Raw genomic sequence first — 12838 nt, forward strand, 5'->3', positions numbered from 1 at the left:
GAGCGGGAAGGAAGTCATGCACCATCGCATTCGACCCATCCGCACAGCAGCCGTCGCGCTGTCGACGGCAGCGCTCGGGGTCGGCGTGCTCGCCGCTCCGCCCGTCGCCGCGGAACCGACGCCGGCGCTGCGCGCCGCGAAGGCTACGGTCAAGACCGACAGCACGCCGTCGACGATCGCCGCCGAGTGGCTCGCCGACGAGCTCACGAACGGCCTGATGGTCGGGGAGAACGGTCCGGACTTCGGCCTCACCATCGACACCGGCATGGCCCTGTCGACGGTCGTCGACCAGGGCGCCGTGAACGCGCAGATCACCACGGCCCTCGAGGCCCGCATCGACGACTACGTCGGCGACGGCACCAAGGAGTCCTACGCCGGGCCGCTGGCCAAGGCCGCCGCCTATGCCAAGGTGGCCAAGCGCAACCCGACCAGCTACGGCGGGGTCAACCTCATCACCCGCCTCGAGGAGCGCACCGCCGACGTCCCCGCCGACCCTGCGGCCGAGCCGCAGGCCGCGGCGATCGCCGGCCGGATCTTCGACAAGTCGGAGTTCGGCAACTACGCCAACGTGATCGGCCAGTCCTACGCCGTACGGGCGCTGTCGCAGGCCCGGTCCACCGAGGCGGCCGCGGCGCGGGACTTCCTGCTCAAGCAGCAGTGCGCGTCGGGCTACTTCCGCGCGCGCTTCGAGAAGGCCAACGTGCCCAACCAGTCGTGCACCGAGGGCGCACCGGGCAGCGAGGCCGACCCGGACGCCACCGCGCTGGCGGTCATCAACCTGGTCGAGTCGGACGACAAGACTCCGGCGGTCCAGGCGGCGCTCGACAAGGCCGGTGCGTGGCTCGTGGACCGGCAGCGGGGGAGCGGGGCGTTCCGCGCCGCTGCGCCGATCAGCAAGATCAACACCAACTCCACCGCGATCGCTGGCTTCGCCCTCGGTCTGCTGAAGGAGCGCGACGCCGCCCTCAAGGCCGCGCTGTGGGTCCGCAAGAACCAGCCGGTCGACAAGTACAAGTGCCGCACGGCACTGACCAAGGACATGGGTGCCGTCGCCTACCGCAAGGACCGGGTGAAGGCCTCCTCGACGACCGGCATCCCGGCGTCGGCCCGTGACGAGTGGCGTCGCGCCACCGCCCAGGCGGTCCTCGGCCTGCAGTTCGCCCCGGCCAGCAAGGACGACCTCAAGATCGTCTCGGTCCGCAAGCAGGCCCGGGCCGGTGAGCGTGTGCAGTTCCGGGTCTACGGCCTCGCGCCGAGCGAGAGCGCCTGCATGCAGGTCAAGGGTGACTTCCGCCGCGTGAAGGGCAAGAAGTCCGGCGACAAGATCGTGCGCAAGCTCCAGCTCCCGGCGGGCAACCAGCGCCGCGTCGGTCTGGTGAAGACCTCGGACGACGAGGCGCGCACCTCGCTGCGGGTCCGCAACTGACCCAGCGCGCGACCAGCACCACCCAGCACCATCCGGCGTGACCACTCCGGCCCGGCGTCCCACGACGCCGGGCCGGGGTGCGTACGGGGTCCGCAGGGGGATAGGCTGCGCGAGCCGCGCCCGACCGGGTCGGCACCACACACGCCCGAGCTGGGGAAAGCCGGTCCGAAACCGGCGCTGACCCGCAACCGTGGGCACGGGAGCGATCCCGTGCGAGCCGGAACACCCACCTCGACGCGTCTTGATCACCATCGCTGTCGAGGAATGCAGCGGGGGCGAACCGGTGCACGCCGTCTCTCCCTCGTCTGTCGCAGCGAGGGAGGAAACCATGAAGCTCATCTCCGGGCTCGCGGCGGTCACGCTCGCCGCCTCCACGCTCGTCACCGCCCCGTCAGGCGCAGCAACCCCGACCGAACCCGCCGGCGTACGCACGGTGTCTGCCGGCGCCAGCTGGCTGGCTGCCCAGCTCACCGACGGCATCGTCGTCGGGGAGTTCGACGGCTTCGTCTACGACGACTTCGGTCTCTCCGCCGACGTCGCTTTCGCCCTTGACGCCGTCGGTGGTCAGGACGCGACTGTGGTCGCGATCGCCGACGCCGTCGCTCCCAAGGTCACCCAGTGGTACGACTTCGCGCCCACCGTGTACACCGGGTCCGCGGCGAAGGCCATTGCGCTCGCGCAGGTCGCGGGTAGGGAGGCCAGCGACTTCGGCGGCACCGACCTCCAGTCCGTGGTCGAGGCGAACGTCGCCACGTCCGCGCCGATCACAGGTCGGGTGCAGAACACCGGGGAGACCGACTGGAGCACCGGTGACCCGACCGACTCGCTCAACGTGATCAGTCAGTCGTGGGCCGCCCGCGCATTGGGGGGCCAAGGCTCCGACCTCGCGGACGAGGTCATGTCCTTCCTGCTCGACCAGCAGTGCGACGACGGCTCGTTCCGGGCCGCGCTCACCAAGGACAAGGCGGCGCCCGAGCAGGGCTGCGCCGCAGGCGATGTCGGTGAGGTCGACACGACAGCGCTCACGGTGATCAACATCCTCGAGACGCCTGACGCGCCCCTTGCTGCTAGAGGGGCCGCCCTCCTCGCCGCCAGCTGGCTGAGGACCCAGCAGGCGAGCGACGGCTCGTTCAGCGCCGGTGCTCTTGGGGCCAACGCGAACACAACCGGCATCGCCGGCTGGGCCCTCGCCGAGGCCGGTCACGACGGCGCCGCCACCAAGGCCGCGGGCTGGCTCCGGGGACTCCAGGTCGCTGATCTCGCGCCGTGCGCATCGACGCTGTCGGCCGAGAACGGTGCAATTGCCTACAAGACCGCCGATCTCGCTGCGGCTAGGACCGCCGGCAAGATTCCGGCGACGCTGCAGGACGCTTTCCGGCGTGCCAGCGCTCAGGCGCTCCCGGCCCTAGCTCACGTCCCGGCCGGAGGCGATGTCGCTGTCTCCGCTCCCGCGACAGCGGTCGAGAGGAGCACCGTCACGGTCAATGTGGCCGGCTTGGGTGCGGGCGAGCCCGCCTGTGTCAGCCTCGGCGGACGTGCCACACCAGTGACAGGCACCGGCTCGGTCGTCCCCGTCGAGTTCACCCTGCCCTCGGGTACCGTCGCACACACGTTTCGGGTCACTACGCTCACCGGGTCCGCCACCGCTACCACCACTGCGACGGCCGCCCCCAACCCGGTCGTCCCCAGCCCGGTCGTCGGTGACCTGGCGGTGGCGAAGGTCGAGAAGGTCGGCCGCAACAACCGCTTCGAGGTCGCGGTCACCTGCGACGGTGCCGTGGCCTGCGCCGGCAAGCTCAAGGTCCGCACGGCCCGCAGGGTCGAGCGCGCCGACGGCACGAAGGCGCGCCTCGTGATCGCCAAGTCGGCGTACGCCGTCCAGCCCGGCCGCACGCGGGCGATCCGGCTGGAGCTCACGAAGCCGTCCCGGGCACTCCTCGGCAAGAAGCGGATCCGCGTCCTGGCCGTCCAGACCGCCCGCGGCGCCGAGCCGGTCGCCACGAAGTTCTGGCTGCGCAGGAAGTGATCTCGATGGCAGACCGGACCCGACGGGTCGCCGCCACCGTCGCCGCCCTGGCCGCGGGCCTGCTCGGTGCCGGAGCGGTGCTGGGCCTCGGACCCACCGCGGTCGTACCCCCTGCCGGCGCCGCCACCTGCACCTCCGGCGGCGGCGTCAGCGTCGTCGTCGACCAGCGCGAGCTCGGCGGCGGCGTGTTCACCGCATGCGCCCCGGAGGGCGGCGGCAAGAGCGCCACGGCGATCGTCGGATCCGTCGGCGTGAGCCTCACCTACGCCCAGCGACAGCCGGGGTTCGTGTGTCGCGTCAACGGCGTCCCGACGAGCGACCCGTGCGTCAACACCTCCCCGGCCGACGCGTACTGGGGCCTGTGGTGGTCCGACGGCACGTCGGGCTCGTGGACCTACTCGTCGTACAGCTCCGGTTCCCTCACCGTCCCGGCCGGCGGCTCCGTCGGCTGGGCGTGGAAGCAGGGCAGCGGCAGCGCGACGCCTCCCGCTGTCGCCCCGCCGGTGCACACGACCAGCTCACCCTCGCCCTCGCCCACGTCGTCGCCGACGTCCGCACCGACCTCGTCGCCCACCACGGCCCCGTCCTCGTCGCCCACCTCGTCGCCCTCCGGCGGCGGTGGGTCGGGAGGCGGGTCCTCGTCGACCCCGTCGCCGTCGAACAGCAGCCCGTCGTCGTCCCCGTCGTCGAGCCCGTCCGCCTCGGCGTCGGGCACCCCGTCCGGGGCGCCCCCGGCCGGTGAGTCTCCTGGAGACTCACGGTCGCCCGCGGCCCCGGGCGAGCGCACCGGGAAGAAGTCCGAGGACCGTGAGTCTCGTGAGGACTCACGGTCGAGGGACGAGGACCAGGACGAGGACGAGGCGCCGCTGGACGGTGAGTCTCCTGGAGACTCAGTGGCACGTGGGGTTCCCGTCGCCACCGGCCAGAGCGACGCCGACGAGCCGACGAAGGTCCCCGCGGCCGTGACGATGGGGGCCGTGGGCCTCCTGGGTGCAGCCGTGGCTGCGAGCGCCATCGTGGCCCGTCGTCGACGGGAGTCCGGCGACTCGTGACCCCTCCGGCGCTGCCCCGACCCGGGCTGGCACGTGACCTGCACCCCCTGGCCTGGTGGGCCTGGGCGGTCGGCCTGGCCACCGCCGCGTCGCTGACCACCAACCCGCTGTTGCTGCTGCTGGTGATGGGATCGGTGACGGTGGTGGTGATGGCGCGCAGGTCTGGGCATCCGTTCGGTCGGTCGTTTCGCCTGTACGCGCTGCTCGCGGCGCTCACGGTGGTGCTGAGGGTGGTGTTCCGCATCCTGTTCGGTGGCCAGGAGGTCGGCCGGGTGCTGCTCGACCTGCCCGAGGTCCCGCTACCCGACTGGGCGGCAGGGGTCCGGCTGCTCGGTCCGGTGACCAGCGAGGCCCTGCTGGCCGGGCTCTACGACGGGCTCCGGCTCGCGGCGGTGATCCTGTGCGTCGGCGCGGCCAACTCGCTCGCCAACCCCAAGCGGCTGCTCGCCTCGGTCCCGCCCGCGCTGTACGAGATCGGCACCGCACTGGTGGTGGCCGTCACGATCTTCCCCCAGCTCGCCGACAGCGTGCGCCGCGTGCGGGCGGCGCAGGCGCTGCGAGGCGGGACGACGACCGGGGTGGCCCGGCTCCGCCGGTTCCTGGTGCCCGTGCTGGAGGACGCGCTCGAGCGTTCGCTCGCCCTCGCCGCCGGCATGGACACCCGCGGCTACGGTCGCTCCGGCGGCGCGTCGGTCCGCGAGCGCCGGGTGACCGGGGCCCTGCTCCTCCTCGCCCTGACCGGCATCTGCGTCGGGACGTACGCCTGGCTCGATCCCACCGCGCCGCGGGTCCTGGCCCTCCCGATGCTCGGGGCGGGTGTGGTCGTCGCGGTGCTCGGCCTGGTCAGCGCCGGGCGCCGCGTGCAGCGCACCCGCTACCGGCCCGACCCGTGGCGGGCGCCCGAGGTGCTCACGGCCAGTGTCGGCCTCGTCGTGGCCGTGCTCGGCTGGTACGTCGCCCACACCCAGGTCGTCGTCGCCTACCCGGGCGTCCAGATCGTGCCGTACCTCTCACCGATCGCCTTGCTGCTCGGCGTCCTCGGCACCCTCCCGGCCGTGGCGACACCCGTCCCGGCCACCGCCCCCCGCCGGCGCGAGGTGGTCGCATGATCGAGCTGCGAGACATCGGGTTCCACTACGACGAGCAGGCGGTGCTCGAGGGCGTCGACCTGACCCTCGACGAGGGCGAGCTGGTGCTCGTGTCGGGGCGCACGGGCGTGGGCAAGTCCACCCTCCTCGGCGTGGTCACCGGCCTCGTGCCCCGCTTCACCGGGGGCGTGCTGACCGGTGACGTGCTGCTCGAGGGACGCAGCATCGTCGACCAGCCGCCTCGCGAGCGCGCCCACCTGGTCGGCTACGTCGGGCAGGACCCGCTGGCCGGCTTCGTCGCCGACACGGTCGAGGAGGAGCTCGCCTACGGCATGGAGCAGCTCGGCGTCGCCCCCGAGACCATGCGCCGGCGCGTGGAGGAGACCCTCGACCTCCTCGGCATCGCCGACCTGCGCGCGCGTGACCTGCGCACCCTCTCCGGCGGTCAGCAGCAGCGGGTCGCGATCGGGTCGGTGCTCGCCACGCACCCGCGGGTGCTGGTGCTCGACGAGCCGACCTCGGCGCTGGACCCGACGGCTGCGGAGGACGTCCTCGCGACGATCACGCGCCTGGTCCACGACCTGGGCCTCACCGTGCTGCTGGCCGAGCACCGGCTCGAGCGGGTCGTGCCGTTCGCCGACCGGATCTGCCTGGTGGCAGGGAACGGTGGCGTACGGGTCGGGGAACCCCGCGCGGTGCTGGCGGACTCGCCCGTCGCGCCTCCGCTGGTCGAGCTCGGTCGTGTCGCCGGGTGGCAGCCACTCCCGCTCACCGTGCGCGACGCGCGCCGGCACGCGCGCACCCTCCCGGAGCTGCCCGCCCCCGCCCCGGAAGCGGTGCCCAGGACCGCCCCGCTGGTGGTGGCTCGCGGCGTCACCGTCGTGCACGGGCGCCACGTCGCGGTCCGTGAGGTCGACCTCACCCTGTCGGCCGGCCGCACCACCGTGCTGATGGGGCGCAACGGCTCGGGGAAGTCCAGCCTGATCTGGGCGCTCCAGGGGGCCGGGCGCCGCCGGTCCGGGTCGGTCGACGTCGCCGGCAGCGACCCCGCCGACCTGGCGCCCGCGCAGCGCCGTACGCACGTCGGGCTGGTCCCGCAGACCGCCGCCGACCTGCTCTACCTCGAGACGGTCGCCGAGGAGTGCACCGCCGCGGACACCGGCGCGGAGGCGACCGCCGGTACGTGCCGCGGCCTCCTCGACCGTCTCGCGCCGGGCATCGCGGACGACATCCACCCGCGGGACCTCTCCGAGGGGCAACGGCTCGCGCTCGCGCTGGCGGTCGTGCTCGCCGCGCGGCCGCCCGTGGTGCTGCTCGACGAGCCGACCCGCGGCCTCGACTACGCGGGCAAGGCGGAGCTGGCTCGGATCGTGGCCGACCTCGCCTCGGACGACCACGCCGTCCTGCTCGCGACGCACGACGTCGAGTTCGCCGCCCACGTCGCTGACGAGGTGGTCGTGATGGCCGAGGGGGAGGTCGTCTCCAGCGGGCCTCCCCGCCGGGTGCTGGCGGAGTCGCCGTCGTTCGCCCCGCAGGTCACCAAGGTGCTCGGCGCCCCGTGGCTCGCGGTCGAGGAAGTCGTCGCCGCGCTCGGAGGGGTGGCCCGGTGAACGTCGCACTCCCCGTCGGCCCACGCACCGCCGCGGTGCTCGGCCTGGCCTCGCTGGCCGGGCTGATGATGCTGTGCTGGCCGTTGCTGCTCGAGGCGCAGCCGGGGCAGCGCGTCGAGCCGCCCTTCGTCTTCCTGGCGCTTCTCCCGCTCGTGATGGTCGTCGTCCTCGCCGAGATCGGCGAGGGCGGCATGGACTCCCGGGTGCTGGCCGTCCTGGGCGTGCTGTCGGCGATCAACGCGGTCATGCGCGGGCTGGGGGCGGGCACGGCCGGGATCGAGCTGGTGTTCTTCCTGCTGATCCTCGGAGGCCGGGTCTTCGGTGCGGGCTTCGGGTTCGTGCTGGGTTGCACGTCGCTGTTCGCCTCGGCGCTGCTCACGGCGGGAGTCGGCCCGTGGCTGCCCTTCCAGATGATCTGTGCGGCCTGGGTCGGCATGGGTGCCGGCCTCCTGCCGCGGCGCGTGGGCGGTCGGGCCGAGATCGCGATGCTGGCCGCCTACGCGGTCGTCGCGTCCTACCTCTACGGCCTGCTGATGAACCTCAGCTCGTGGCCGTTCGCCCTCGGCATCGCGGTGCCCGGGCACGAGGGGTCGCTGGCCTACGTCGCGGGCGCGCCGGTGCTCGAGAACGCGCACCGCTTCCTCGTCTACACGCTGCTCACCTCGACGGGCGGGTGGGACACCGGCCGCGCGATCACGACCGCCGTCGCGACCGTGGTGCTCGGCCCGGCGATCCTCACGACCCTGCGGCGGGCTGCCCGGCGCGCCGTCGTACGCCCCGGGGCGGTGGACGTCGGCTAGGGCCGCACCCGGATGAGCCGGTCGTCGGCCAGCGCCGGTTGGCCGCGACCGTCGCGGTTCGACGTGGTCAGCCACAACAGGCCGTCGGGCGCGGTGGCGACCGTCCGCAACCGGCCGTAGTCCTCGGTGAAGAACGCCGTCGGCCGCGACGCTTCGCCGTCCGCAGAGACGCGGATCCGCCAGAGACGCTGGCCCCGCAGCCCGGCCATCCAGAGGTGCCCCGCGACGTACGCCAACCCGCTCGGCGAGGCCTGCTCGACCGGCCAGACCAGCTGGGGGTCCACGAAGTCGGGACCGCCGCCGGCGCCCTCGACGCGAGGCCAGCCGTAGTTGGCGCCCTTCTCGACCAGGTTGAGCTCGTCCCACTCGGAGGCGCCGAACTCCGACGCCCACAGCCGCCCCTCCTCGTCCCAGGCCAGGCCCTGGACGTTGCGGTGGCCGAGCGACCACACGGGGGAGCCGGCATCCGGGTTGCCTGGCGCGGGGCGGCCGTCGCGGGTGATCCGGAGGATCTTGCCGGCCAGGCTGTCGGGGTCCTGGGCGAGCTCGGGGTCGCCGGTCTCGCCGGTGGTGACGTAGAGGAATCCGTCCGGACCGAAGGCGATGCGGCCGCCGTCGTGGATGAAGCCGGCCGGGATGCCGTCGAGGACGACGCGGGTCGGGCCGAGGCGTGAGCCGTCGAGCCGGGCGCTGAGGACGCGGTTGTCCGTTTCGGTCGTGACGTAGAAGAACACGGTCCGGTCGGAGTCGAAGCCCGGGGACACCGCGACGCCGAGCAGGCCCGCCTCGCCTTGAGGGACGGTGGATTCGATGCTGCCGACAGGGTCGAGGTCACCCTCGGCGGTCACCCGCAGCACCCGTCCGGAGATCCGTTCGGTGACGACCGCTGCGCCGTCGGGGAGGAAGTCGACGCCCCACGGCACCTCGAGGCGGTCGGCGAGAACGTCGAGGGCCCGGGGGCGACGCACGCGTCCGTCGTCGTCATTGCCGCCGATGCCGTCGTCGTCCGCCCCGGGCGTGGCCGGGGGCTCGCTCGGCGTCGGCTCGCTCGCCTGGTCGGTCGGCTGCGTGATGCGCGGGATCGGCTCGTCGTCGGTGGTGCTCGCGCCCGAGCAACCGGCTGTGGCGAGCAGCAGGACCAGCGAGCCGAGGGCCAGGCGCGATCGCATGCTGGTACCGCCCCGGTGCGCCATGGTCATGGGGCCAGTGTGCCGGGTGCGGCCGAACGCTCCTCGTCGTGGCGGTGCGGCGGCTCGCCCGGCCTGGCGCCCGACCGGGTCGCCCCGATCGAGGCGGCGACGACGCACGCGATGGCCAGCCACTGGACCGGCGTCAGGTGCTCCTGCAGCACCACGATGGCCGCCAGGGCCGCAGCGGCTGGTTCGAGGCTCATCAGGATGCCGAACACCGCAGGCCGCAGGCTGCGCAGCGCGACGAGCTCGCAGCTGTAGGGGATGACCGAGCTCAGCAGCCCGACGAGGGCACCGATCAGCAGGACGCGGCCGTCCCACAGCGACGTGCCGGCCGTCAGCAGAGCGGGCAGCGTCATCGCCAGCGCGGCGACGATGCTCGCCACCGCGAGACCGTCGAACCCGGCCCACCGGCGTCCGGTGCTCGCACTGAACAGGATGTACGCCGCCCAGGCCGCGCCGGCGAGCAGGGCGTACGCGACGCCGACGGGGTCGAGACCGGTGCGCTGGAAGCCGAGCAGTGCGACCCCGACTCCGGCCAGCAGCACCCACACCAGGTCGCGGGCGCGACGTGAGCCCAGCACGGCCAGGGTGAGTGGACCGATGAACTCGATGGTGACCGCGATGCCCAGCGGGATCCGGGAGAAGGACTGGTAGATGGCCCAGTTCATGGTGGCCAGGCTCGCGCCGAACCCCAGCACGACCAGCCAGTCGTGACGGGTCCGGCCGCGCAGGCGTGGGCGTACGACGGCGCCGAGGACGAGGGCGCTGGTCGCGAGCCGCAGCCAGACCATCGCCGTGGGGGAGATCTCCCCGAACAGGCCCTTCGCGATGGCGGCGCCGACCTGCACCGACAGGATGCCGACGAGGACCAGGCCGACAGGCCCGAGCAGGTCCCGGCTGGCTCGCGTGGTCACCGTGGCAGCCTATTCAGCCCCGCCGTCGCTCCCGGTCTCGGTCCCACCCAAGCTCTCCAGCGCCCGGCGCGCGTGGCGTTCCTCGGCGGCGAAGTAGTCCAGCCCCCAGTCCGCGACCAGCGACGGGAACCGGAACGGCTCTCCCTCGCCGTCCGCGCCGCGCAGCGACTCCCGGACCCTCGTCAGGTCGTCGAGGGCTCGGCCGAGCTCGCCGAGGTAGTCATGGAGCATCCGCCGCGACTGCTCGGGCTCGGTCGCGTGCCCGACGAGCAGGCGAAGCAGCACGGTGTGCTTCAGGACCGGGAAGCCTGCGGGGGTCTCGTCGAGCCAGCTCCGCAGGGCGTCCTGGCCGGCGCCGGTGATGGCGTACGTCGTCACGTCCCGCCCGCCGTCGGCGCGAGACTCGGCTCGCACCAGTCCGTGGTCGGTGAGGCGGCGCAGCTCGGTGTAGATCTGGCTCATCGCCGGTGCCACCCAGTAGAAGCGGAGCGTGACGTCGGCACGCTGCTTGACCTCGTACCCCGTCAGCTCGTCGCCGAAGGTGAGTAGGCCGAGGATCGCGAAGCCGGTGACCGGGATGTCTTGACTCATGTCGCTCCGAGAGTAGTGTTCCTAATCGGAATAGTCACAACGGTTCTCGCGCACGGGGGTTCGATGTCACGCACGCTGCTCATGGTCGGGACCCGCAAGGGCATGTGGCTCGGGACCTCCGACGGGGCCCGAACCTCGTGGGACTGGACCGGCCCGCACTTCCCCATGGAGGAGGTCTACTCCGTCATGGTCGACACCCGCGGCGCGGCTCCGCGCCTGCTCGCGGGGGCGTCCTCGAGCTGGCTCGGGCCGCAGGTCTGGCGCTCGGACGACCTCGGGACCTCGTGGGACGAGACGCCGAACGGTGCCGTGCGGTTCCCCGAGGACACCGGCGCGACGCTCGCCCGGGTGTGGCAGCTGCAGCCCGGCCCGGCCGCCGACGGCAGCCACGACGTCGTGTGGGCCGGCACCGAGCCCGGCGCGGTCTTCCGCTCCACCGACCGGGGCGAGACCTTCTCGCTGGTGCGTGCGCTGTGGGATCACCCGCACCGCGAGGACTGGAACGCGGGGTTCGGCGGTCAGGCGTTCCACACGATCCTGCCGCACCCGTCGGACCCGTCGCGGGTCCTGGCGGCGCTCTCGACGGGCGGTGTCTACGTCACCGACGACGGGGGCGAGTCCTGGTCCCCGTCCAACACCGGGGTCAAGGCCGAGTTCTTCCCTGGCGACCGCCACTACCCCGAGTTCGGCCAGTGCGTGCACAAGGTCGCGCGTGACGCCGCCGACCCCGAGCGGCTCTACCTCCAGAACCATGGAGGGGTCTACCGCTCCGACGACGGTGGGGCGACGTGGCAGGACATCGCCCCCGGGCTGCCGACCGAGTTCGGCTTCGCGATGGTGACGCACCCGCACCGCGCCGACACCGCGTACAGCTTCCCGATCGCCGGCGCCGAGGCTCGCTGGCCGGTGGACGGCAAGGCTCGGGTCTACCGGACGACCGACGCAGGCTCGTCCTGGGAGCCGTTGGGGGAGGGGGCACTTCCCGACGGCTACTTCACTGCCGTGATGCGCGACGCGATGTGCGTCGACGGCCATGACGAGGTCGGCATCTACTTCGGCGGCCGCAACGGCGGCGTGTGGGCCTCGCCGGACGAGGGAGCGACCTGGCAGGAGATCCACAAGGACCTGCCGGACGTGCTCGTCGTTCGAGCGGCCAAGCTCTAGACGCTTCGCCGTGCCCGACTACTCGATCTCCCGCAGCACCCGCATCCACGCAGACCGTGCCACGGTCCACGCGCTCATCGACGACTTCCGGCAGTGGCAGCGGTGGGCCAGATGCGCATCACAGCCTCGTCGGACGACACCGTCGTGATCGACCTCGTGTTCCTCAAGCCCTTCCGGGCCACGAACGTCACGACGTTGACCCTCGCGGCGGTCGGCGACGTCACCGACCTCACCTAGACGATGTCCGGCTCGCGCAACCCGCTCATGTCCGTCGCCGGGAGGCTGTTCCTCGACAAGGTGCTCGGCCGCGACTTCGACAAGGGACTCGTGGCGCTCAAGCGGGAGGCGGAGCCGGCGGCCGGCAATCGCCCGGGCTGACGACTCCCTTGCCCGTGAGTCTCTGAGCGACTCAGGGGGTCGTGCAGCTGCCGGCGATCGCTCCCTTGCCCGTGAGTCTGTGAGGGACTCAGGGGCAAGGGAGCGCGTGCGCGTGCCGGGGTGGGTGCGCGGTCGGTGCCGGGCTGTGTCCAGCGGTCACTAGCCACGAGGTGTCCACAGGGGACGGTTCGCACGCCGGGGCGGGGGTGGTTGTGGATGGGCGGGGGCGGGTGTCGGTGCGGGGGCGTGGGATGGGGTGTGGTGGCCTCGAGCGGCGGGGCCCGGGTCGAGGAAGGGTGGGTGTCGGGGATGGACGACACGGGGGCACAGAACACACAGGACGGGCCCGACGGGCAGGACGGGCCCCACGACGGGCAGGCCGGGCCGGTCGGGCAGGTCGGGCCGGTGCGTGATGCGATGGTGAACTGGTCGCCGGCGGAGCGGGAGTGGTGGTGGATGGGTCCGTTCGCGGGGCAGGTGCCGGGGCTGGTGAGGCGGGTGCGGCGGATCCTGGACGTCTCGCAGCGGGGGCTGGCGGCGTTGTTGGGGGTCTCGCAGTCGGTGGTGGCGCGGTGGGAGACCGGGCGTACGAGTCC

At 73.0% G+C, this 12838-nt stretch carries 13 protein-coding genes; 10 read left to right on the top strand and 3 right to left on the bottom strand.

Annotation, left to right across the window (positions count from 1 at the left end; all coding sequences use genetic code 11):
• The first annotated feature begins 16 nt into the window (after nt 1-16).
• The 6 genes from IE200_RS16195 (at nt 17) to IE200_RS16220 (ending at nt 8002) form a co-directional block, all read left to right on the top strand.
• Nucleotides 17-1426 carry a prenyltransferase/squalene oxidase repeat-containing protein gene (locus IE200_RS16195; protein ID WP_191280507.1) on the top strand — a complete coding sequence of 470 codons (1410 nt, stop codon included), beginning with the start codon at nt 17-19 and terminating at the stop codon, nt 1424-1426.
• A 328-nt stretch (nt 1427-1754) separates the two neighbouring features.
• Nucleotides 1755-3452 (top strand): prenyltransferase/squalene oxidase repeat-containing protein, encoded by a 1698-nt coding sequence (locus IE200_RS16200; RefSeq protein ID WP_191280508.1) that lies wholly within the window; start codon nt 1755-1757, stop codon nt 3450-3452.
• A 5-nt stretch (nt 3453-3457) separates the two neighbouring features.
• A complete protein-coding gene (locus tag IE200_RS16205) occupies nt 3458-4504 on the top strand; it encodes a hypothetical protein (RefSeq protein ID WP_191280509.1) in 1047 nt (348 codons plus the stop codon).
• Nucleotides 4501-5613, top strand: coding sequence for an energy-coupling factor transporter transmembrane component T family protein (locus IE200_RS16210; RefSeq protein ID WP_191280510.1), 1113 nt, complete (start codon nt 4501-4503; stop codon nt 5611-5613). Before IE200_RS16205 ends, IE200_RS16210 begins: the two co-directional genes overlap by 4 nt.
• Nucleotides 5610-7202 carry an ABC transporter ATP-binding protein gene (locus IE200_RS16215; RefSeq protein WP_191280511.1) on the top strand — a complete coding sequence of 531 codons (1593 nt, stop codon included), beginning with the start codon at nt 5610-5612 and terminating at the stop codon, nt 7200-7202. The genes IE200_RS16210 and IE200_RS16215 overlap by 4 nt, the downstream gene beginning before the upstream one ends.
• Nucleotides 7199-8002, top strand: a complete 804-nt coding sequence (locus tag IE200_RS16220) for an ECF transporter S component (protein ID WP_308433018.1) — start codon at nt 7199-7201, stop codon at nt 8000-8002. The genes IE200_RS16215 and IE200_RS16220 overlap by 4 nt, the downstream gene beginning before the upstream one ends.
• Here IE200_RS16220 and IE200_RS16225 read toward each other — a convergent pair.
• From IE200_RS16225 to IE200_RS16235, 3 genes are read right to left on the bottom strand one after another with little or no spacing between them, the layout of a single operon-like run.
• Nucleotides 7999-9201, bottom strand: coding sequence for a PQQ-dependent sugar dehydrogenase (locus IE200_RS16225; protein ID WP_229856667.1), 1203 nt, complete (start codon nt 9199-9201; stop codon nt 7999-8001). The two genes, IE200_RS16220 and IE200_RS16225, sit on opposite strands and share 4 nt — an antisense overlap.
• Nucleotides 9198-10109 carry an EamA family transporter gene (locus IE200_RS16230; RefSeq protein ID WP_229856670.1) on the bottom strand — a complete coding sequence of 304 codons (912 nt, stop codon included), beginning with the start codon at nt 10107-10109 and terminating at the stop codon, nt 9198-9200. The genes IE200_RS16225 and IE200_RS16230 overlap by 4 nt, the downstream gene beginning before the upstream one ends.
• A 9-nt stretch (nt 10110-10118) precedes the next feature.
• Nucleotides 10119-10700, bottom strand: a complete 582-nt coding sequence (locus tag IE200_RS16235) for a PadR family transcriptional regulator (protein WP_191280512.1) — start codon at nt 10698-10700, stop codon at nt 10119-10121.
• A gap of 63 nt (nt 10701-10763) precedes the next feature.
• On the opposite strand from IE200_RS16235, the gene IE200_RS16240 reads away from it, so the two are divergent.
• The 4 genes from IE200_RS16240 to IE200_RS16250 form a co-directional block, all read left to right on the top strand.
• Entirely contained in the window at nt 10764-11864 is a 1101-nt protein-coding gene (locus tag IE200_RS16240) for a WD40/YVTN/BNR-like repeat-containing protein (RefSeq protein ID WP_191280513.1), read from the top strand.
• Nucleotides 11865-11975: 111 nt separating this feature from the next.
• Nucleotides 11976-12101 carry an SRPBCC family protein gene (locus tag IE200_RS21055; protein ID WP_268245555.1) on the top strand — a complete coding sequence of 42 codons (126 nt, stop codon included), beginning with the start codon at nt 11976-11978 and terminating at the stop codon, nt 12099-12101.
• Nucleotides 12102-12104: 3 nt separating this feature from the next.
• Nucleotides 12105-12242: an SRPBCC family protein gene (locus tag IE200_RS20840; protein WP_229856672.1), complete on the top strand. Its 138-nt coding sequence runs from the start codon at nt 12105-12107 to the stop codon at nt 12240-12242.
• A 309-nt stretch (nt 12243-12551) separates the two neighbouring features.
• Nucleotides 12552-12838, top strand: a 287-nt coding sequence (locus IE200_RS16250) for a helix-turn-helix domain-containing protein (protein WP_191280514.1), incomplete at its 3' end; no start/stop codon positions are given.

This window comes from Nocardioides flavus (ex Wang et al. 2016) (assembly GCF_014653115.1).
In the GTDB taxonomy this organism is placed as follows: domain Bacteria; phylum Actinomycetota; class Actinomycetes; order Propionibacteriales; family Nocardioidaceae; genus Nocardioides; species Nocardioides flavus.

Excerpts from the sequence above, each read along its gene's own strand:
- IE200_RS16240 (WP_191280513.1), top strand. The coding sequence starts at position 10,764 with ATGTCACGCACGCTGCTCATGGTCGGGACCCGCAAGGGCATGTGGCTC.
- IE200_RS16225 (WP_229856667.1), bottom strand. The coding sequence starts at position 9,201 with ATGACCATGGCGCACCGGGGCGGTACCAGCATGCGATCGCGCCTGGCC.
- IE200_RS16195 (WP_191280507.1), top strand. The coding sequence starts at position 17 with ATGCACCATCGCATTCGACCCATCCGCACAGCAGCCGTCGCGCTGTCG.
- IE200_RS20840 (WP_229856672.1), top strand. The coding sequence starts at position 12,105 with ATGTCCGGCTCGCGCAACCCGCTCATGTCCGTCGCCGGGAGGCTGTTC.
- IE200_RS16215 (WP_191280511.1), top strand. The coding sequence starts at position 5,610 with ATGATCGAGCTGCGAGACATCGGGTTCCACTACGACGAGCAGGCGGTG.
- IE200_RS21055 (WP_268245555.1), top strand. The coding sequence starts at position 11,976 with ATGCGCATCACAGCCTCGTCGGACGACACCGTCGTGATCGACCTCGTG.
- IE200_RS16200 (WP_191280508.1), top strand. The coding sequence starts at position 1,755 with ATGAAGCTCATCTCCGGGCTCGCGGCGGTCACGCTCGCCGCCTCCACG.
- IE200_RS16205 (WP_191280509.1), top strand. The coding sequence starts at position 3,458 with ATGGCAGACCGGACCCGACGGGTCGCCGCCACCGTCGCCGCCCTGGCC.
- IE200_RS16235 (WP_191280512.1), bottom strand. The coding sequence starts at position 10,700 with ATGAGTCAAGACATCCCGGTCACCGGCTTCGCGATCCTCGGCCTACTC.